This is a genomic window from Streptomyces sp. NPDC001100, assembly GCF_053598575.1.
The window spans coordinates 134261-153383 of record NZ_JBSFKO010000009.1 but is presented as its reverse complement, the minus strand read 5'-3'; the positions used below and the strand labels follow the sequence as shown (position 1 = coordinate 153383).

Below are 19123 nucleotides of genomic sequence, written 5' to 3'. Positions count from 1 at the left end.
CAGTTACAGCGCTCTGAACAGCCCCTCCTGGACGACCGAGACGAGCAGGCGTCCCTCCAGGTCGTAGATGCGTCCGCGGGCCAGACCGCGTCCGCCCGTCGCGATCGGGGACTCCTGGTCATACAGGAACCACTCGTCCGCGCGGAAGGGCCGGTGGAACCACATGGCGTGGTCCAGGGAGGCCATGTCGAAGTTCCGCGGTCCCCACAGGGGCTCAACGGGGATCCGGACGGCGTCCAGGAGCGTCATGTCGCTGGCGTACGTCAACGCGCAGGTGTGCACCAGCGGATCGTCGCCGAGCGGACCCACCGCGCGCATCCACACGGCGCTGCGCGGCTCGGCGTCCTTGATCTCCTCGGCGCTCCAGCGCAGCCCGTCCGCGTACCGGATGTCGAAGGGCTGACGGCGCGCCATCCGCTCCAACTGCTCCGGCAGCACGCCCAGATGAGCCCGGACCTCCTCCGACACCGTCGGCAGGGACTCCGGGGCCGGGACCTCACGGGGCGGCAACTGGTGCTCGAAGGGACCTTGCTCAGGCTTGTGGAAGGAGGCGGTGAGATTGAAGATCGTGCGGCCCTGCTGCACGGCGGTGACCCGGCGGGTGGTGAACGACCGCCCGTCCCGTACCCGCTCGACCTGGTACACGATCGGCACGCCCGGCCGGCCCGGGCGCAGGAAGTACGCGTGCAGCGAGTGCACGGGCCGGTCGCCCTCCGTGGTGCGCCCCGCGGCGACCAGCGCCTGGCCGGCCACCTGGCCGCCGAAGACCCGCTGGAGGGACTCGTGCGGGCTGCGGCCACGGAAGATGTTGACCTCGATCTGCTCCAGGTCGAGCAGGTCGACGAGCCGCTCTGCCGGGTTCGTCATGGGTGGGATTCTCCTGTGCTCACAGCTGTCCGACGTCGGTGACACGGACGACCGCACGGCCCTCCGCGTCGGAGGCCGCGAGATCGATCTCCGCGCTGATGCCCCAGTCATGATCGCCGTTCGGGTCGGCGAAAATCTGCCGAACGCGCCACAGGTTGTGCTGCGGCTCCTCCTCGATGAGCAGCAGCTTGGGCCCGCGGGCGTCGGGGCCGGTGCCGAGGTCCTCGTACTCGTCCCAGTACTTGTCCATCGCCTCGCCCCACGCGTCCTCGTCCCAGCCGGACTCGGCATCCATCTCGCCCAGCTCCGCGACATGGTCGAGGGCGGCCAGCTCGACCCGGCGGAACATCGCGTTGCGCACCAGGACCCGGAAGGCACGCGAGTTCGCGGTGACCGGCTTGACCTGGTCGGCCTTCTCCTGGGCCTCCTCGGCGGTCATCTCCTCCGGATTGGCCAGCTGCTCCCACTCGTCCAGCAGGCTGGAGTCGACCTGACGCACCATCTCACCGAGCCAGGCGATCAGATCCTCCAGATCCTCGGACTTGAGGTCGTCCGGGACGGTGTGATCGAGGGCCTTGAAGGCGCCGGCGAGGTACCGCAGCACGATGCCCTCGGTGCGGGCCAGCTCGTAGTAGGAGGTCAACTCCGTGAAGGACATGGCCCGTTCGTACATGTCACGGATCACGGACTTCGGCGACAGCGGGTGGTCGCCGACCCACGGGTGGCTCTTGCGGTACGTGTCGTACGCGTGGAAGAGCAATTCCTCCAGCGGCTTGGGGTAGCTGACGTCCTGGAGGCGCTCCATGCGGTCCTCGTACTCGACGCCGTCCGCCTTCATCGCCGCCACGGCCTCGCCGCGCGCCTTGTTCTGCTGGGCGGCCAGGATCTGGCGCGGGTCGTCCAGCGTGGACTCGACGACGGACACCATGTCCAGCGCGTACGACGGCGACTCGGGGTCCAGCAGTTCGAACGCGGCGAGCGCGAAGGTGGACAGCGGCTGGTTCAGCGCGAAGTCCTGCTGCAGGTCGACCGTGAGGCGCACGATGCGGCCCTCGGTGTCCGGGGTGTCGAGCTTCTCGACGATGCCGCCGTCCAGCAGCGAGCGGTAGATCGCGATCGCGCGCCGGATGTGCCGCAACTGCTGCTTGCGCGGCTCGTGGTTGTCCTCCAGGAGATGCCGCATCGCCTCGAAGGCGTTGCCCGGACGGGCGATGACCGACAGCAGCATCGTGTGTGTGACCCGGAACCGGGAGGTGAGCGGCTCCGGTTCGGAGGTGATGAGCTTCTCGAAGGTGCCTTCCGTCCACCCGACGAAGCCCTCGGGTGCCTTCTTGCGGACGACCTTCCGGCGCTTCTTCGGGTCGTCACCCGCCTTTGCGAGCGCCTTCTCGTTCTCGACGACGTGTTCGGGGGCCTGGGCGACCACGAGCCCCGCCGTGTCGAAACCGGCGCGGCCCGCGCGGCCCGCGATCTGGTGGAACTCACGGGCGCGCAGCGTGCGCACCCGAACGCCGTCGTACTTGGCCAGCGCCGTGAACAGCACGGTGCGGATGGGCACGTTGACACCCACCCCGAGCGTGTCCGTACCGCAGATGACCTTCAGCAGACCGGCCTGCGCGAGCTTCTCCACCAGACGCCGGTACTTGGGCAGCATGCCGGCGTGGTGCACACCGATGCCGTGCCGCACGTAACGGGAGAGATTGCGGCCGAACTTGGTGGTGAAGCGGAAGTTGCCGATCAGCTCGGCGATCTGGTCCTTCTCCTCGCGCGAGGACATGTTGATGCTCATCAGCGCCTGTGCCCGCTCCACGGCCTGCGCCTGGGTGAAGTGCACGATGTAGACCGGCGCCTGCCGGGTCTCCAGCAGTTCGGTGAGCGTCTCGGTGAGCGGGGTCAGCTTGTACTCGTAGGACAGCGGCACCGGCCGGACCGCCGAGCGGACCACCGAAGTGGGGCGCCCGGTGCGCCGGGTGAGGTCCTTCTCGAACATCGCGACGTCACCGAGCGTGGCCGACATGAGGATGAACTGGGCCTGCGGCAGCTCCAGGATCGGGATCTGCCAGGCCCAGCCGCGGTCCGCCTCGGCGTAGAAGTGGAACTCGTCCATGACGACCTGGCCGACGTCCGCGTGCTTGCCGTCGCGCAGCGCGATCGACGCGAGGACCTCCGCGGTGCAGCAGATGATGGGCGCGTCCGAGTTGACGGACGCGTCGCCGGTCAGCATGCCGACGTTCTCGGTGCCGAACATCTTGCACAGCTCGAAGAACTTCTCCGAGACCAGCGCCTTGATCGGGGCGGTGTAGAAGGTGACCTCGTCCCGGGCCAGCGCGGCGAAGTGCGCACCGGCGGCGATCATGCTCTTGCCGGAGCCGGTGGGCGTCGACACGATCACGTTCGCACCGGAGACCACCTCGATCAGCGCCTCCTCCTGGTGGGGGTAGAGCGTGAGACCGCGCTCCTGGACCCACGACTCGAAGGCTTCGTAGAGGGCGTCGGGATCTGCGGTCGGCGGCAACTGGTCGATGAGGGTCACGACCCCATCTTGCCTGGCGCCGCGGCCGATGGGGGAATCGGCTGCGGAGACGAAGATCGTTGCCGCTACGCTGTGTCGCCGACAGAGTGTCAGGGCGCCCGAGCAACTGACCGGCGGCGCAAGAGGAATGGGGCGGGGAACGGCCATGATGGGACCAGCACACTCACTGTCGGGAGCGGCGGCCTGGCTCGGCGTAGGAGCGGCGACCGCCGCGGCCGGACACCCGATGCCCTGGCCGGTGGTCCTGGTCGGCGCGCTGATCTGCGCCGGCGCCGCGCTCGCCCCGGACCTCGACCACAAGGCGGCGACCATCTCGCGGGCCTTCGGACCCCTCTCCCGGGGTGTGTGCGAGGTCGTCGACAAGCTTTCGTACGCCGTCTACAAGGGGACCAGGAAGCAGGGCGACCCGCGCCGCAACGGCGGGCACCGCACGCTCACCCACACCTGGCTGTGGGCGGTCCTGATCGGGGCGGGGAGTGCGGGCGTGGCCATCCTGGGCGGTCGCTGGGGAGTGCTGGCGATCCTCTTCGTGCACATGGTGCTGGCCATCGAGGGCCTGCTGTGGCGGGCGGCCCGCGGCTCCAGCAGCGACATCCTGGTGTGGCTGCTGGCGGCGACGAGCGCTTGGATCCTGGCGGGAGTGCTGGACAAGCCGGGCAACGGTTCGGACTGGCTGTTCACGGACCAGCACCAGTACCTGTGGCTGGGCCTGCCGGTCGTGCTGGGCGCGCTGGTGCACGACATCGGGGACGCGCTGACCGTCTCCGGCTGCCCGATCCTGTGGCCGATCCCGCTGGGCCGCAAGCGCTGGTACCCGATCGGGCCGCCGAAGGTGATGCGGTTCCGCGCGGGCAGCTGGGTCGAGCTCAAGGTGCTGATGCCGGTGTTCATACTGCTCGGGGGAGTGGGCTGCGCGGCGGCGCTCAATGTGATCTGAGGCCCGGCCCAGCCCTCGGTTCCGGCGTCGGTGCGGGCAGCGGCTCACGCCCCGCCGGAGCCCTGGTCCGCACCGCCGCCGTAACGCCGTTCGAACTGGGCGATGCGGCCCTCGGAGTCCACCGTTCTGGCCTTGCCGGTGTAGAAGGGGTGGCTCTCCGAGGAGATCTCCACGTCCACGACCGGGTAGGTCTCGCCGTCGTCCCAGTCGATGGTCCGGTCGCTGGTCGCGGTGGACCGGGTCAGGAAGGCGTATCCGGCGGAGCGGTCGCGGAAGACCACGGGGTGGTAGTCGGGCTGCTTGTCCTGCTGCATGGCTGCTCCTGCTCCTCGTGCGTCGGGGGTGTGGGTGACGGCCGGGGGACGGCGATGTCAGCCGTAGAGCGAACCCTCGTCCTCTTCGACGATGTGCATCGCGGCCTCCTCGGCGGAGGCCGCCGCGCCGTCGATGCCCACGTCGGTGGCGATCAGGCCGCTCTCCTCGTCCTCGTGCGCGCCTTCGTCGGGTGCCACGAGCCGGCCGGAGCGGGTGTCACCGACCTCGATGTCCAGGAGTTCGCCGTCGGTGTCCTCGGAGTCGCCGAGGCCGTCGCCGTCGGGCACCGCGAGATCCGGGACCTCCTCGGCGAGGCGCTGGTCGAGCGTCTCCCCGTGCAGACGCTCGGCGGCCGTGACGTCGGCGCGCTCCACCGCCCAGGGGCGGTCCGGTGGCGACCAGCCGCGGTCGAGGGGGTCCTCGACACCGTCGGCCAGGAGGGTGTCCTCCGCGTCGAGCAGACCCGCGTCGTCCTGTACCTCGGATCCGTCGGGCTGGTAGACGTCGTCTCCCCATCCGTCGACGCTGTTCACGGGTACCTCCAGGTGGTGGGGACCGGCCCGTACTCACCGCGCTCGGCGGCGGGCCGCCGCTGTGCGGGGCACAGGCGGAGCCCGGCACGAACCACATGGTTCCCGGGCACTCCCCGAACCGGTGCCGCTCCCCAGCCTTCCACCCCTTTTCCCCACCGCGCAACGGCACGGGTCGAGTGGTCCTGCTTCTCACCAGCTCCGCCGGCCCCATCACCACCGTCACGGCATCGAGCGCCCAAAGGGGCACGGGGAACTGCGCGAGCGGCCCCCACCGGCCCGCAGATCAGTTGCCTCCCACCGCGACCAGCGCGGCAACCGACCCGGGGGTCGGTCACCGCCCCACCGGCGGAGCTACCCGTGCCAGGACCGCCAAAGCGCCGCGTACGCCCCCTCCGCCGCCACCAGCTGATCGTGGCTGCCCAGCTCGCTGATGCGGCCGTTCTCGACCACGGCGATGACGTCCGCGTCGTGCGCGGTGTGCAGCCGGTGGGCGATCGCCACGACCGTGCGGCCGTCGAGGACGCGGGCCAGGGACCGTTCCAGATGGCGGGCCGCGCGCGGGTCGAGGAGCGAGGTCGCCTCGTCCAGGACCAGTGTGTGCGGATCGGCCAGCACCAGCCGGGCCAGCGCGATCTGCTGGGCCTGGGCCGGGGTGAGCGCCAGCCCGCCCGAGCCCACCTCGGTGTCCAGGCCCTCGTTCAGCGCCCGCGCCCATCCGTCCGCGTCGACCGCGCCCAGTGCCGCCCACAGCTCCGCGTCCGCCGCGTCGGTCCGGGCGAGCAGGAGGTTGTCGCGCAGGGAGCCCACGAAGACGTGGTGCTCCTGGTTGACGAGGGCCACATGGGAGCGGACGTGTTCGGCGGTCATCCGGGAGAGTTCGGCGCCGCCGAGAGTGATCCGGCCGTCCCGGGGCGCGTAGATACCGGCGAGCAGCCTGCCCAGGGTCGACTTGCCCGCGCCCGACGGGCCGACCAGGGCCAGCCGGGTGCCGGGCGCTACCTCCAGGGACACCTTGCGCAGCACGTCGACGCCCTCGCGGTAGCCGAAGTGCACCCGGTCCGCGCGCACGTCCCGGCCCTCGGGGGACAGCCCGGCGTCCCCGGCGTCGGGCTCGATGTCCCGGACGCCGACCAGCCGGGCCAGCGAGACCTGGGCGACCTGGAGCTCGTCGTACCAGCGCAGGATCAGGTTCACCGGGTCGACGAGCATCTGGGCGAGCAGGGCGCCCGTCGTCAGGTCGCCCACGCCGATCCAGCCGTGCAGGACGAACACGCCACCGAGCATCAGGACCGAGCAGAGCACCGTGACATGAGTGATGTTGATCACCGGGAAGAGCACCGACCGCAGCCAGAGCGTGTAGTTCTCCCAGGCCGTCCACTCCTTGACGCGGCGCTCGGAGAGGGCGATGCGCCGGTCGCCGAGGCGGTGTGCCTCCACGGTGCGTCCCGCGTCCACGGTCTCGGCGAGGGCCGCGGCCACGGCGGCGTACCCGGCGGCCTCGGAGCGGTAGCCGGCGGGTGCGCGCCGGTAGTACCAGCGGCAGCCGACGACCAGCAGCGGTACCGCGATCAGCACGGCGGGCGCCAGCGTCGGCACGGTCACGACCAGGCCGCCGAGGAGCAGCAGCGCCCACACGACGCCGATCGCCAGCTGCGGTACGGCTTCGCGCATCGCGTTGGCGAGCCGGTCGATGTCGGTGGTGATGCGGGACAGGAGGTCGCCGGTGCCGGCCCGTTCCAGGACACCGGGAGGGAGCCCGACCGAGCGGACGAGGAAGTCCTCGCGCAGATCGGCCAGCATCCGTTCGCCGAGCATCGCGCCACGCAGCCGCACCTGCCGGATGAACACGGCCTGGACGGCGAGCGCGATCCCGAACAGCCCGATGGCCAGGCCGAGATGGAGTTCCCGCGCTCCGTCCGACACCCGCTCGACCAGGTCGCCGAGCAGATAGGGGCCCACCATCGACGCGACCACGGCGACCGTGTTCACGGTGACCAGGAGGAGGAAGGCCCGGCGATGCCGGCGGAACAGTTCGGACACGTAGGCGCGTACGGTCGCGGGAGCGCCGACCGGCAGGGTGGTGGCCGTGGTCGGGGCCGCCGGGTCGTACGCCGGGGGCGCCACGCCGATCATGCGGTCTCCTCGATTTCTTCCAGCGCGCCACGCAGCGCGACATCGTGGTCGTCCAGGGTGCTTCGCAGAGCGGCCTCGTCGTCGACGGCGTTCTGCAGAGCGGCCTCGCTGTTGACGGCGTTGTGCAGTGCCGTCTCCTCCTCCGTCTCGCGGGTCACCACGGCCCGGTACCGCGGCTCGCTCCGGAGCAGGTCGCGATGGGTGCCGACCGCGACGACCTGGTCCTCGTGCACGAGGACCACCCGGTCCGCGTGGTCCAGGAGCAGGGGCGAGGAGGTGAACACCGCCGTGGTCCGGCCGGTCCGCAACTTCCTTACGCCGTCCGCGATCCGGGCCTCGGTGTGGGAGTCGACGGCGGAAGTCGGCTCGTCCAGGACGAGTACCTCGGGATCGGTGATCAGCGACCGGGCCAGGGCGAGCCGCTGGCGCTGGCCGCCGGAGAGGGAGCGCCCGCGTTCGGTGATGCGGGCGTCCATCGGGTCGTCGGTGTCGAGCGAACCCTGCGTCAGCGCCACCAGCACGTCACCGCACTGCGCGGCGGCCAGGGCCTCCTCCGCGTCGACCGCGCCCGAGGAGGGCACGTCGAGCAGTTCGCGCAGTGAACCGGACAGCAGCACCGGGTCCTTGTCCTGGACGAGGACGGCGGTGCGTGCCGAGGCGAGGGGGAGTTCGTCGAGCGCCACGCCGTCCAGGAGCACCGAGGTGCCCGCCTCGGCGGGGTGTCCGCCGAGGCGTTCCGCCAGTCGTCCGGCCGCGTCGGGGTCGCCGCACACCACAGCGGTGAAGCGGCCGGACGGCACGAGCAGACCGGTTGCCGGGTCGTACAGATCCCCGGCCGGTACCTCGGCCGCGCGCGTCCCCACGGTGTCGGTGACCCGCTCCAGGGACAGCACGCGCGCGGCGCGTCTGGCCGAGGGCCGGGAGAAGGAGTACGCCATGGCGATCTCCTCGAAGTGCCGCAGCGGGTAGGACGTCACCATCACCGCGCTGTAGACGGTGACCAGTTCACCCACCGTGATCCGGCCCTCGCGGGCCAGGTGCACACCGTGCCAGACGACGACGATCAGCAGCAGGCCCGGCAGCAGCACCTGGATCGCGGAGATCAGCGACCACATCCGGGCGCTGCGCACGGCCGCGTGGCGCACCTCCTGGGAGGCGCGGCGGTACCGGTCGAGGAAGAGTTCCTCACCGCCGATGCCGCGCAGCACCCGCAGTCCGGCGACCGTGTCGGAGGCCAGCTCGGTGGCGCGTCCGGCCTTCTCGCGCTGCACGTCCGCGCGCCGGGTGGCGCGGGGCAGCAGTGGCAGCACGGAGACCGCCAGGACGGGCATGCCCACGGCGACGACGACACCGAGGGCCGGTTGGTAGACGAACAGGCCGACGCACACGACGACGACGGTCAGCGCGGCGGCCAGGAAGCGGGAGAGTGCCTCCACGAACCAGCCGATCTTCTCGACGTCGCCCGTGGACACGGCCACGACCTCACCGGCCGCGACCCGCCGGGTCAGCGCCGAGCCGAGATGGGCCGCCTGGCGGGCCAGCAGTTGCTGGACGCGGGCGGCGGCCGTGATCCAGTTGGTGACCGCGGCGCGGTGCAGGAAGGTGTCGCCCACGGCGATACCCGCTCCGCACAGTGCCATGAACCCACCGGTCAGGGCGAGCCGGCTGCCGGAGCGGTCCACCACGGCCTGGACGGCGAGTCCCACGCAGAAGGGCAGCGCGCAGACGGACACGAAGTGCAGCAGTCCCCAGGCCAGCGACTTGAACTGTCCGCCGAGCTGGTTCCGGCCGAGCCACCACAGGAATCGGGGCCCCGAGCGGGCGTCCGGCACACCAGGGTCGGGATACGGAAGGTCTTGAATCTGCATGACGTCCCAGTGGCTCTGGTCGGGGCGGCGGAAGGAGTCGCGGAGTGCGGCAACAAACCGTGAAAGGTTCGCCTCGCAGCGTGGTCGGAAGCAAGCGGTTTTCCCCGCCGGGGGTCAGAACCGGCGTTCACCCATCCGTGGCCAGATGTCCGTTACCTCACGCAATGTCGCCGAACCCGATGTGACCATGGGCCGATGCAGAGTGGCGGCACACGACGTGCGATGGTCGCGATGGCGGCTCTCGGTTCCCTCCTGACGATGACGACCCTGTCCGCGTGCGGAAGCACGGAAACAAGACACACCGGCGGCCGGGAGGGGAGACCCGGGCCCCAGGCGGCCCACCCGCGAAAAGCCGCCGCCGCCCCGACCCGCATCCCGGACGTCGGCGACCGGCTCCACCGCGAGATTCCCGCCCGGACACGTCAGGTCCTCGCTGTCTACGGCGACGGCAAGGACTCCCCGTACTCCACCGCCGTGCTGTTCACGAAGCACGGGTCCAGCTGGGACCGGACCCGCAGCTGGCCCGCGCACAACGGCAAGCGGGGCTGGACCCTCGACCACCACCTCGGGGACGAACGCAGCCCCGTCGGCGTGTTCACCCTGACCGCTGCGGGCGGTGTGCTCGACGACCCGGGCGCGGCACTCCCGTACAGCCAGGACGAGTCGTACGAGGCGCCGCGCGACTGGGACGAGTCGCACTGGCACGACTTCGACTACGTCATCGCCATCGACTACAACCGTGTCGCGGGCACCCCGCCCGACGACGCGGAGCAGCCGGAGGGTGAGGACAAGGGCGGCGGGATCTGGCTGCATCTGGACCACGGCAGCGGTACGTCGGCCTGCGTCAGCCTGCCCAAGGAAGCGATGGAGTACCTGCTGCGCACGCTCGATCCGGAGCAGCATCCCGTGGTGCTGATGGGGGACAGGGCGGACCTCAAGGGGTAGAACACCGCCCATGAGAAACCGGATAGTCATGTCCATGCTCGCCGGGGCGACCCTCCTGGCGAGCACCCTGCTGGGCGCGGGTCCAGCCCGGGCAGTCGATGCGAAGGCCCCGTCGGCCGATGTCCCCGCCGAGTTCGGCACCGACTGGCACGACCCCCTCACCGCGGCCCCGCCCATCGCCAGGCCCGCCACCAAGTCCTGCCAAGTCACCCTCGCCGACACGGAGTTCCGCGACTTCACCCCGTACCAGGGGACGTACACGCCCCCCAAGGGCTGCGGAGACCACTGGAGCAAGGTCGTGCTGCGCCTCGACGGCACGGTGAAGGGGCGCCAGTACGACCGGCTCGGCTACCTGCATGTCGGCGGGGTCGAGATCCTGCGCACCTCGACACCGGAGCCCTCACCCGACGGCATCGCATGGTCCGTCGAGAAGGACGTCACCCGCTACAGCGCCACCTTCCGCGACACACAGAACGTCGAGATGCTCATCGGCAACGTCGTCGACGACACCTACACCGGAGTCATCGGCGTCAAGTCCACGCTGACCTTCTACGAGGGCAGACCCGCGGCGGCGCAGACCCCCGACCGCGTCCTCACCCTCGGCACCGACTCGACCGTCACCACCCCGCGCAACAGCGAACGCATCGTCGCCGAGGTGTACGCCACCGGATCCGGCGGCGGCTGCGAGGAGTTCTGGTATCTCGCGGTCCCCGACTCGGCGCCGTACTCCTGCCAGGCCGACAAGGGCCCCTACCGCGAGGTGCAGATCAAGGTCGACGGCCGACTCGCCGGAATCGCCGCGCCGTTCCCGAACGTATGGACCGGCGGTTGGTCCGACCCCTTCCTCTGGTACGTCATTCCGGGCCCGCGTGCCTTCGACGTCAAGCCGATCGAATACGACCTCACCCCCTTCGCCGGGCTCCTCAACGACGGCCGCCCGCACCACGTCGACGTCTCGGTCGTGGGCGTGCCCGAGGGGCAGAGCGGTTGGAGCGCGCCGGTGGACGTGCTCGTCTGGCAGGACGCGCAGCGCGCCCACGTCACCGGCAGGCTCACCCTCGACCGGGCGGGCGAGCTCGCCAACTCCTCGACGTACACGCCCGGTTCGGAGGAACGCGTGGACACCGACGCGGGCCATCGGCTGACCGTCGCCGGGTATGTCGACACCTCGCACGGGCGGGTGGCGACCACGGTCGACCGCCAGCTCACGAACACCTCCGTGCACCGCTGGATCGACGGCGAGAACATGGACGGGCTCGACGCGACCTGGACGGACGACGAGTCGGTGACCGTCGACGGACGGGGACCGGCCCGGACGACGGCCACGCACCGGACGTACACGATGGACGGTGCGACGACGATCGGGACGGACGACCGGCTGCGTACCGTTCTCACGCTGGGTGACCGGGCGGCGGTCGTCGATACGCGGGACGGCCGACGGACCGGGTGGTCGCGGCTCGACGACACCTACAGCGGGGACGCGACGTACACGCTCAATGTGCCCCGTGATCAGCGGCACGCGGTGGGGACGTCGAGCGAGCGCTACCGGCTGTACGGCTCGGGCGGCTGCTACGACCGTTCGCTGGCGACCGCGCAGGGGGTGCTGACCGAGGACCGCAGCGGCTGCTGAGCCGTCGTGCGTGCGACGCGTCACTCGGGTGCGTGTTTTACACGGCTGTCACACGGAGGTTTTCCAGGGGATCAACAACGGCTCCAAAGTGATCCACCGGAAGCCGCTTTCCGTATCGCAGAAGTCACCCCACCTCGCTTCCGCGAACGACCGTCCCCCCTCCAAGGAGTGCCCGTGCCGCCGTCCGTCCCGCCCCTGCCGCGACGCGTCGCACGCATATTGCGTACCTCTCTCTTCACGCAGGTCGCCTGCGCGCTCGTCCTCGGAATCCTCGTCGGAAAGCTGTGGCCCGACGTGGCCACGGACTTCCAGCCCCTCGGCGACGGATTCACCCGGCTCATCAAGACGATCATCTCGCCGCTCGTGTTCTGTGTGGTCGTCGTGGGCATCGCCAAGGCCGGTGACCTCAAGGCCTTCGGCCGGATCGGCCTCAAGGCGCTGATCTGGTTCGAGGTCGCGTCCACCGCGGCGCTGATCATCGGCCTGGTCCTCGCCAACGTCGTCCAGCCCGGCTCCGGGATGCATGTCGACCCGTCCACCCTCAACACCTCGGCGGTGGACGCGAAGACGGGCGGTGCCGCGCTGCCCTCGACGACCGAGTTCATCGTCAACGCGCTGCCCACCAGTTTCATCGGTGCCTTCGCCGAGAACTCCCTGCTCCAAGTCCTCATCCTGGCCTGCCTGGTGGGCGCCGCGCTGCTCCACCTCGGCAACACCAGGGTGCCGCAGGTGCTGCCCGCGATCGAGCAGGCCCAGGAGATCATCTTCGCGATCGTCGGCTTCGTGATGCGGCTCGCCCCGCTCGCCGTGTTCGGCGCGATGGCCGTCCTGGTCGGCCAGTACGGGCTTGGCGTGATCAAGACCTACGCCAAGCTGATCATCCTCTGCTACGTCGCCGCCGCGCTCTTCGTCGCGCTGCTCGCCGTGGCGCTGCGGATGGTCACCGGGCTCAGCCTCTGGAAGTTCCTCCGCTACATCCGTGAGGAGATGCTGCTCGCGCTCGGCACCGCCTCCACCGAGTCCGTCATGCCGCGCGTGATGCAGAAGCTCCGCAGGGCCGGCGCCCGTGACGACGCGGTGGGCCTGGTACTGCCCACCGGCTACTCCTTCAACCTCGACGGCGCCTCGCTCTACCTCTCCATCGGCACGCTGTTCATCGCCCAGGCCGTCGGCGTCGACCTCAGCCTCGGCCAGCAGATCACCGTGGTCCTGGTGCTCATGCTCACCAGCAAGGGCATGGCGGGCATCCCCGGCTCGGCCTTCCTCGCCCTGTCCGCGACGGCCTCTTCCCTGGGCGCGATCCCGGCCGGCGCGGTCGCCCTGCTCCTCGGCGTGGACCGCATCATGGACTCGATGCGTGTCGTCACCAATCTCCTCGGCAACTGCGTCGCCGTGTTCGCTGTCTCCCGCTGGGAGGGCGCGCTGGACATCGAGCGGGCGAAGAAGGTCCTCGACGGCGAGATCGCGGTCGTAGAGGACGACGTCGTGGAGGACGATGCGGAGGCGGATGCCGAGATCCCCGCGCGGCTCGTCAAGGAACCGGCCTCCGAGGCCGGTTGAGCCCAGTCGTGACGGGTCGCGGCCCCTGATTCCATCCAGGTGGTGGGGGAGTCGCGGCCCGCTCCTCTATGCGTGGTCGGCGAGGGTGACCGGGTAGGGCTCGTCGAAGTCGGCCGAGCGGCTCACCGGTTCCCATGAGGCCGCCTGTGCGATCTGGTCGCGTGAGTAGTTCTGTGCGAGCTCCACGGCGAAGGCACCCAGGATGAGGTGGGAGGGCAGGGTCGGCTGCTTGACGACCCGGACCAGGATCTCCCCGGCGCGCTTCGGGTCGCCCGCGGCGACCCGGGAGCCGCCGAAGAGGCGGATCATCGCGCCGACCGTCTCGTCGTACTCCGGTGCCGGCTCCGGGATCCGCATCGAGGGACCGGCCCAGTCGGTCGCGAAGCCGCCAGGCTCCACGACGAGGCACCTGATGGCGAACGGCGCGGTCTCGGCCGCGAGGACGCGGGTGAAGCCGTCGACCGCGAACTTCGCCGCCTGGTACGACCCGAGCCCGGGGGTTCCGCCGACCCGGCCGCCGATGGACGAGAACTGCACGACCGTGCCCGCGCCCTGAGCCTTGAGGAACGGGAGCGCGGCCGTCGAGACGTTGTAGACCCCCCAGAAGTTCGTGTCGAACTGCTGGCGGAAGTCTTCCTCGGGGGTCGTCTCGACCGGGGAGAGGTTGGCGTACCCAGCGTTGTTGACCACCACGTCAATCCTGCCGAAACGGTCGACTCCGGCCTGTAGAGCGGCTGTTGCGGCCGTCCGATCGGTGACGTCGAGCGCGACGGGCAGGACGCGGTCGCCGTACTCCTTGACGAGGTCGTCCAACTGCTCCGGCTTGCGTGCCGTGGCGACGACCCGGTCGCCGGCCTCCAGGGCGGCGACGGTGAGATTGCGGCCGAAGCCGCGGGATGAACCGGTGATGAACCATGTCTGCGTCATGGCTCTAGCAAAACACTGTTTCGTTATTAGTGCAACCGGGTTGCGCTATGCTCTGGGGCATGAGCACGACCAGCCCGCAACGCGCCCGCAGCGCCGCGGCCAAGCAGCAGCGTGAACGGGCGATTCTCGACGCCGCCCGGTCCCTCGGCGCCGAGCGCAGCGTGCGCGAGGTCACGCTCACGGACATCGCCGCGGCCGTGGGCATGCACAAGTCCGCCATGCTGCGGTACTTCGAGACGCGGGAGCAGATCTTCCTGGCGCTGACCGCAGAGGGCTGGGAGGACTGGTCGGGAGCGCTCCGCGCACGGCTGCGCGAGTTCGTCGACGCGGATCCCGGCGCGGTCGCGGCCGTCGTCGCGGAGTCGCTCGTCGCGCGGCCGTTCTTCTGCGACCTGCTGGCCCAGGCGCCGTTGAACCTGGAGCGCAACGTCTCCATGGAGACCGTCTACGAGTTCAAGACGGTCGTACTCGGTGAAGTCGCCGCGGTGGGAAGCGAGTTGTGCCGGCTGTTCGCGATCTCCGAACGCGCCGCCATCGATGTGGTCGCCACGGCCACGAGCATGGCCGGGGCGCTGTGGCAGATGGCGGCTCCCGGCACGGATCTTCGCGCGCTCTACGAGACCCGCCCCGAGCTGGCGCACGCGGTGGTCGATGTCGAGCCCCAACTTGCCCGCATCCTGAGCGCGTTGCTGGAAGGGATGCGGTCGAACGCCGAGTGAGGCCGGTGTCGGCGCGGCTCACGCTGTGGGCGCACGGCCGTGCGTGCTCGCGAAACGGCTGCGGTAGTGCGTCGGTGTGGTGTCCAGGTGACGGGCGAAGGCGCGGCGGAGGGTCTCGTCGGTGCCGAGCCCGCTGTGGTGTGCCGCGGAGGTGACGCTGTGGCCTTCGAGGAGCAGGTGCTGGGCGCGGTCGAGGCGGACCCGTTCGACCCAACGGGCGGGTGTGGTGCCGAGTTCGGTGCGGAAGAGCCGGGTCAGGTGCCGGGTGCTGACGGCCGCGGTCGCCGCCATGGCGGGCAGGCTGTGATCGGCGGCGGGGTCGGCCAGCACGGACGCGATCAGTGACCGTAGGGGATCGGTGCGCGGTGGTGGGGTGGTGGTCGCCGCGGAGAACTGCGACTGCCCGCCCGGGCGTTGCATGAAGACGACCAGTTCACGCGCGACCTCCCTGGCCACGGCCGCTCCGTGGTCGTCCTCCACGAGGGCGAGCGCCAGGTCGATACCGGCGCTGATGCCCGCCGAGGTGACGAAGCGGCCGTCGCGGACGTGGATGGCGTCCGGTTCGACGTGCACCCGGGGGTAGCGGCGGGCCAGTGTCGCAGCCTGTCGCCAGTGGGTCGTGGCCGAACGGCCGTCGAGCAGGCCGAGTTCGGCCAGGACGAAGGCACCCGTGCAGACGGACGTGACCCGTGCCGCGTGGTCGGCGAGGGTGCGGGTCGTGCTCAACAGCCCTTCCTCGGCGGGGTGTTGGGCCAGCAGGTCGCCCCCGGCGACCACCACCGTGTCGACCGGCCCGGCGTCGGCCGCGGTCACCGTGCCGGTCAGGGTCAGTCCGTTGGCGGTGGTGACCGGGCCGCCGTGCGGAGAGACCAGCACCAGCTCGTAGGGATGGCCGAGTTTGCCCGACTGGTGCAGCACCTCGGCCGGGCCGCTGACGTCGAGCATGGTCACACCGTCGAAGACGACGAAACCGACCCGAGGGGCCGGGGCCGCTGTCATGTCCGAATCCGTGGTTTTCGTGGCTCTGAGGACATGGCTCCAGCGTACGCCGCCGAAGATCCTGGACGCACAGGCCGTCGAGGAGAGGGAAGAACGATGAGTGAAGTGATCGCAGGCGTGGAGATTCCGGACAGCGCTCTGGCGCGGGAGGCGACCGAGCTGGTGCGGGAGGCCGCGTCGCCGTTGCTGTTCGACCACTCCCGGCGGGTGTTCCTGTGGGGCGCCCTGCGCGGCCGGGAGCAGGGGCTCCGCTACGACCCCGAACTGCTCTACGTGGCCGCGATGTTCCACGACCTCGGGCTCACCGGGAAGTTCCGCCGGACCGACCAGCGCTTCGAGATCGACGGCGCCGACGAGGCCCGCCGGTTCCTGCGCGCACACGGCATCACGGGTGAGCCGGCCGACCGGGTCTGGACGAGCATCGCCCTGCACACCACCCAGGAGATCCCGCTGCACATGTCGGCCGAGATCGCCCTGGTCAACCGGGGTGTCTCGCTGGACGTCGTGGGCATCGGCTACGACGCCGTCACCGACGAGCAGCGCGCGGCCGTGGTGGCGGCGCATCCCCGCCCGGACTTCAAGAACGGGATCCTCGCCGCTTTCACCGAGGGCATCAAGGACCGCCCCGAGACCGCCTTCGGCAACATCAAGGCGGACGTACTGGCCCACTTCGTACCGGGCTTCGTGCGCGGCGACTTCGTCGAGAAGATCAAGGACTCGGACTGGCCGGAGTGACGCCGTGACGACCGCCGGTGGTCAGCAGGTCCGCCCGTGCTCCTCATGGGTGCCGGGCGCTCCGTCCACCAGCGTGTCCAGCAGGGTCCGCAACACCTCGCGCTCCACATCCGTGAGCGGTGCGAGGATCTCGTCCGCCGCGCCCCGCCGGGCGCTGCGCAGCTCGCTCAGCGCCTTGCGGCCGTCGTCCGTGATCTCGATCCGGATGACCCGCCGGTTGGACGGATCGGGCACCCGCCGCACCTTGCCACTCGCCTCCAGGCCGTCGACCAGGGTCGTCACGGCGCGCGGCACCACTTCGAGGCGCTCGGCGAGGTCGGCCATGCGCGGCGGCGAGCCGAAGTGCGCGAGGGTGCGCAGCAGCCGGGACTGGGCCGGGGTGATGCCGAGGTCGCGCTGCTCCAGATGGCGCTTCTGGATGCGGTGCACCCGGCGGGTGAGCCGCAGCAGCTGCTCCGCGAGGAGGCCGTCGGAATCGGGGGTGGTCATGCGGGAACAATATCAGGACCTGGTTCATTGTGAGTATAGGTAACAATGAGCTATGCTCCATCAGATCTCATTGCTCCACGAGTTCTGAGTGCTCGACCAGTCCTGATCGCCTCACCATCCGTAGGAGACCATGCCCCGCGACGAAATCAACTGGACACCGTCCCCAGGCACCTCGACCGACCAACCCCGTCAGGTGCGCCGCATCCTCAGGCTCTTCAAGCCCTACCGCGCCAAGCTCACGGTCGTCGGCCTCCTGGTCGGCGCCGCGTCCCTGGTCACCGTGGCCACCCCGTTCCTGCTGAAGGAGACGTTGGACGTCGCCATCCCGCAGGGCCGCACCGGACTGCTGAGCCTGCTGGCGCTCGGCATGATCCTGAGCGCCGTCCTGACCAGCATCTTCGGCGTACTGCAGACCCTCATCTCCACGACGGTCGGCCAGCGTGTCATGCACGACCTGCGCACCGCCGTCTACGGCCGGCTGCAGCGCATGTCGCTCGCCTTCTTCACCCGGACCCGCACCGGCGAGGTCCAGTCCCGCATAGCCAACGACATCGGCGGAATGCAGGCCACCGTCACCTCCACGGCCACCTCCCTGGTGTCGAACCTGACCAGCGTGGTCGCCACGATCATCGCGATGATCGCCCTGGACTGGCGGCTCACCGTCGTCTCGCTGCTGCTGCTCCCGGTCTTCGTCTGGATCAGCCGCAGGGTCGGCAACGAACGCAAGAAGATCGCCACCCAGCGCCAGAAGCAGATGGCCTCGATGGCCGCCACGGTCACCGAGTCGCTGTCCGTCAGCGGCATCCTGCTCGGCCGCACCATGGGCCGCTCCGACTCGCTCACCCAGTCCTTCTCCGAGGAGTCCGAGGGCCTGGTCGACCTGGAGGTCAGGTCGAACATGGCGGGGCGCTGGCGCATGGCCGTCATCTCGATCGTCATGGCCGCGATGCCCGCCGTCATCTACTGGACCGCCGGAATCGCCCTCCAGATGGGCGGCCCGGACGTCTCGATCGGCACCATCGTCGCCTTCGTCTCGCTCCAGCAGGGCCTGTTCCGCCCGGCCGTCAGCCTGCTGTCGACCGGCGTCCAGATCCAGACCTCGCTGGCGCTCTTCGCGCGCATCTTCGAGTACCTCGACCTCCCGATCGACATCACCGAGCGCGAGACCCCGGTCCACCTGGACAGCATCAAGGGTGAAGTCGCCTTCCAGGAGGTCGAGTTCCACTACGACGGCAAGAGCGGCCCGATCCTCGACGGCATCGACATCACCGTCCCGGCCGGAAACAGCCTCGCGATCGTCGGCCCGACCGGCGCCGGGAAGTCGACCCTCGGCTATCTCGTGCCCCGGCTCTACGACGTGACGGGCGGCCGGGTCACCCTCGACGGGGTCGACGTCCGCCACCTGGACTTCGACACGCTCGCGCGTGCGGTCGGCGTCGTCTCCCAGGAGACGTACCTCTTCCACGCCACGGTCGCCGACAACCTCCGCTTCGCGAAGCCGGACGCCACCGACGAGGAACTGCACGCGGCGGCGCGCGCGGCGCAGATCCACGAGCACATCGCGAGCCTGCCCGACGGGTACGACACGGTCGTCGGCGAACGCGGCCACCGGTTCTCCGGCGGCGAGAAACAGCGGCTGGCCATCGCGCGCACGATCCTGCGCGACCCGCCGGTCCTCATCCTGGACGAGGCGACCAGCGCCCTCGACAACCGCACCGAAGCGGCCGTCCAGGACGCCATCGACGCCCTGTCGGCCAACCGCACCACGCTCACCATCGCCCACCGCCTGTCCACCATCCGCAGCGCCGACCAGATCGTGGTCCTCGACTCCGGGCACGTGGCGGAACGGGGCACGCACGAAGAACTGCTGGAACTGGACGGGCGGTACGCGGCCCTCGTACGCCGGGATGCCCAACTGGAACCGACAAGCTGA

Annotated in this window: 16 protein-coding genes; 7 read left to right on the top strand and 9 right to left on the bottom strand. The window is 70.2% G+C overall.

The genetic code is table 11. The features are described 5' to 3' along the window. Window positions 1-3: 3 nt before the first annotated feature. Window positions 4-867, bottom strand: a complete 864-nt coding sequence (locus ACWDEW_RS15610; RefSeq protein ID WP_450513152.1) for an acyl-CoA thioesterase — start codon at window positions 865-867, stop codon at window positions 4-6. 19 nt (window positions 868-886) lie between these two features. Continuing rightward, on the bottom strand, window positions 887-3400 hold the full coding sequence (locus tag ACWDEW_RS15605) for a DUF3516 domain-containing protein (protein WP_450513150.1): 2514 nt from the start codon (window positions 3398-3400) through the stop codon (window positions 887-889). 145 nt (window positions 3401-3545) lie between these two features. On the opposite strand from ACWDEW_RS15605, the gene ACWDEW_RS15600 reads away from it, so the two are divergent. Further along, entirely contained in the window at window positions 3546-4337 is a 792-nt protein-coding gene (locus ACWDEW_RS15600) for a metal-dependent hydrolase (protein ID WP_026178646.1), read from the top strand. A gap of 44 nt (window positions 4338-4381) precedes the next feature. Here the strand turns inward: ACWDEW_RS15600 and ACWDEW_RS15595 are convergent, their stop codons facing one another. The 4 genes from ACWDEW_RS15595 to ACWDEW_RS15580 form a co-directional block, all read right to left on the bottom strand. Next, window positions 4382-4651 carry a type B 50S ribosomal protein L31 gene (locus ACWDEW_RS15595; protein WP_450513148.1) on the bottom strand — a complete coding sequence of 90 codons (270 nt, stop codon included), beginning with the start codon at window positions 4649-4651 and terminating at the stop codon, window positions 4382-4384. A 57-nt stretch (window positions 4652-4708) separates the two neighbouring features. Next, window positions 4709-5185: a DUF5709 domain-containing protein gene (locus ACWDEW_RS15590; protein ID WP_450513146.1), complete on the bottom strand. Its 477-nt coding sequence runs from the start codon at window positions 5183-5185 to the stop codon at window positions 4709-4711. A gap of 351 nt (window positions 5186-5536) precedes the next feature. After that, a complete protein-coding gene (locus ACWDEW_RS15585) occupies window positions 5537-7318 on the bottom strand; it encodes an ABC transporter ATP-binding protein (protein ID WP_450513144.1) in 1782 nt (593 codons plus the stop codon). Further along, complete coding sequence (locus tag ACWDEW_RS15580) at window positions 7315-9186, bottom strand: ABC transporter ATP-binding protein (RefSeq protein ID WP_450513142.1); 1872 nt, start codon at window positions 9184-9186, stop codon at window positions 7315-7317. The genes ACWDEW_RS15585 and ACWDEW_RS15580 overlap by 4 nt, the downstream gene beginning before the upstream one ends. Before the next feature lie 195 nt (window positions 9187-9381). On the opposite strand from ACWDEW_RS15580, the gene ACWDEW_RS15575 reads away from it, so the two are divergent. The 3 genes from ACWDEW_RS15575 to ACWDEW_RS15565 all read left to right on the top strand — a co-directional run bounded on the left by ACWDEW_RS15575 (window position 9382) and on the right by ACWDEW_RS15565 (window position 13321). After that, a complete protein-coding gene (locus tag ACWDEW_RS15575; RefSeq protein ID WP_450513140.1) occupies window positions 9382-10131 on the top strand; it encodes a L,D-transpeptidase family protein in 750 nt (249 codons plus the stop codon). Between the two features lie 10 nt (window positions 10132-10141). After that, the gene (locus tag ACWDEW_RS15570; RefSeq protein ID WP_450513138.1) at window positions 10142-11761 is read left to right on the top strand and encodes a peptide-N4-asparagine amidase; all 1620 of its coding nucleotides are present in this window, start codon (window positions 10142-10144) and stop codon (window positions 11759-11761) included. A 174-nt stretch (window positions 11762-11935) separates the two neighbouring features. Continuing rightward, window positions 11936-13321, top strand: a complete 1386-nt coding sequence (locus ACWDEW_RS15565) for a cation:dicarboxylate symporter family transporter (RefSeq protein ID WP_450513136.1) — start codon at window positions 11936-11938, stop codon at window positions 13319-13321. A gap of 66 nt (window positions 13322-13387) precedes the next feature. Here ACWDEW_RS15565 and ACWDEW_RS15560 read toward each other — a convergent pair whose 3' ends face one another. After that, a complete protein-coding gene (locus ACWDEW_RS15560) occupies window positions 13388-14248 on the bottom strand; it encodes an SDR family NAD(P)-dependent oxidoreductase (RefSeq protein WP_450513135.1) in 861 nt (286 codons plus the stop codon). Window positions 14249-14307: 59 nt separating this feature from the next. On the opposite strand from ACWDEW_RS15560, the gene ACWDEW_RS15555 reads away from it, so the two are divergent. Then, window positions 14308-14967 carry a TetR family transcriptional regulator gene (locus ACWDEW_RS15555; RefSeq protein WP_450513133.1) on the top strand — a complete coding sequence of 220 codons (660 nt, stop codon included), beginning with the start codon at window positions 14308-14310 and terminating at the stop codon, window positions 14965-14967. Between the two features lie 18 nt (window positions 14968-14985). On the opposite strand, the gene ACWDEW_RS15550 is transcribed toward ACWDEW_RS15555, so the two are convergent. Beyond that, window positions 14986-15966, bottom strand: coding sequence for a GlxA family transcriptional regulator (locus tag ACWDEW_RS15550; RefSeq protein ID WP_450513131.1), 981 nt, complete (start codon window positions 15964-15966; stop codon window positions 14986-14988). Between the two features lie 96 nt (window positions 15967-16062). Here ACWDEW_RS15550 and ACWDEW_RS15545 point away from each other — a divergent pair, with 96 nt between their 5' ends. Next, window positions 16063-16701: an HD domain-containing protein gene (locus ACWDEW_RS15545; protein WP_450513129.1), complete on the top strand. Its 639-nt coding sequence runs from the start codon at window positions 16063-16065 to the stop codon at window positions 16699-16701. A 21-nt stretch (window positions 16702-16722) separates the two neighbouring features. Here the strand turns inward: ACWDEW_RS15545 and ACWDEW_RS15540 are convergent, their stop codons facing one another. Then, window positions 16723-17190 (bottom strand): MarR family winged helix-turn-helix transcriptional regulator, encoded by a 468-nt coding sequence (locus tag ACWDEW_RS15540; RefSeq protein WP_450513128.1) that lies wholly within the window; start codon window positions 17188-17190, stop codon window positions 16723-16725. Between the two features lie 130 nt (window positions 17191-17320). Between ACWDEW_RS15540 and ACWDEW_RS15535 the strand changes: the two genes are divergently transcribed. Next, a complete protein-coding gene (locus ACWDEW_RS15535; protein WP_450513126.1) occupies window positions 17321-19123 on the top strand; it encodes an ABC transporter ATP-binding protein in 1803 nt (600 codons plus the stop codon).

Coding starts and splice junctions, on each gene's coding strand:
- ACWDEW_RS15610 (WP_450513152.1), bottom strand. CDS start 867: ATGACGAACCCGGCAGAGCGGCTCGTCGACCTGCTCGACCTGGAGCAG.
- ACWDEW_RS15600 (WP_026178646.1), top strand. CDS start 3,546: ATGATGGGACCAGCACACTCACTGTCGGGAGCGGCGGCCTGGCTCGGC.
- ACWDEW_RS15595 (WP_450513148.1), bottom strand. CDS start 4,651: ATGCAGCAGGACAAGCAGCCCGACTACCACCCCGTGGTCTTCCGCGAC.
- ACWDEW_RS15585 (WP_450513144.1), bottom strand. CDS start 7,318: ATGATCGGCGTGGCGCCCCCGGCGTACGACCCGGCGGCCCCGACCACG.
- ACWDEW_RS15580 (WP_450513142.1), bottom strand. CDS start 9,186: ATGCAGATTCAAGACCTTCCGTATCCCGACCCTGGTGTGCCGGACGCC.
- ACWDEW_RS15575 (WP_450513140.1), top strand. CDS start 9,382: ATGCAGAGTGGCGGCACACGACGTGCGATGGTCGCGATGGCGGCTCTC.
- ACWDEW_RS15570 (WP_450513138.1), top strand. CDS start 10,142: ATGAGAAACCGGATAGTCATGTCCATGCTCGCCGGGGCGACCCTCCTG.
- ACWDEW_RS15560 (WP_450513135.1), bottom strand. CDS start 14,248: ATGACGCAGACATGGTTCATCACCGGTTCATCCCGCGGCTTCGGCCGC.
- ACWDEW_RS15555 (WP_450513133.1), top strand. CDS start 14,308: ATGAGCACGACCAGCCCGCAACGCGCCCGCAGCGCCGCGGCCAAGCAG.
- ACWDEW_RS15550 (WP_450513131.1), bottom strand. CDS start 15,966: ATGACAGCGGCCCCGGCCCCTCGGGTCGGTTTCGTCGTCTTCGACGGT.
- ACWDEW_RS15545 (WP_450513129.1), top strand. CDS start 16,063: ATGAGTGAAGTGATCGCAGGCGTGGAGATTCCGGACAGCGCTCTGGCG.
- ACWDEW_RS15540 (WP_450513128.1), bottom strand. CDS start 17,190: ATGACCACCCCCGATTCCGACGGCCTCCTCGCGGAGCAGCTGCTGCGG.
- ACWDEW_RS15535 (WP_450513126.1), top strand. CDS start 17,321: ATGCCCCGCGACGAAATCAACTGGACACCGTCCCCAGGCACCTCGACC.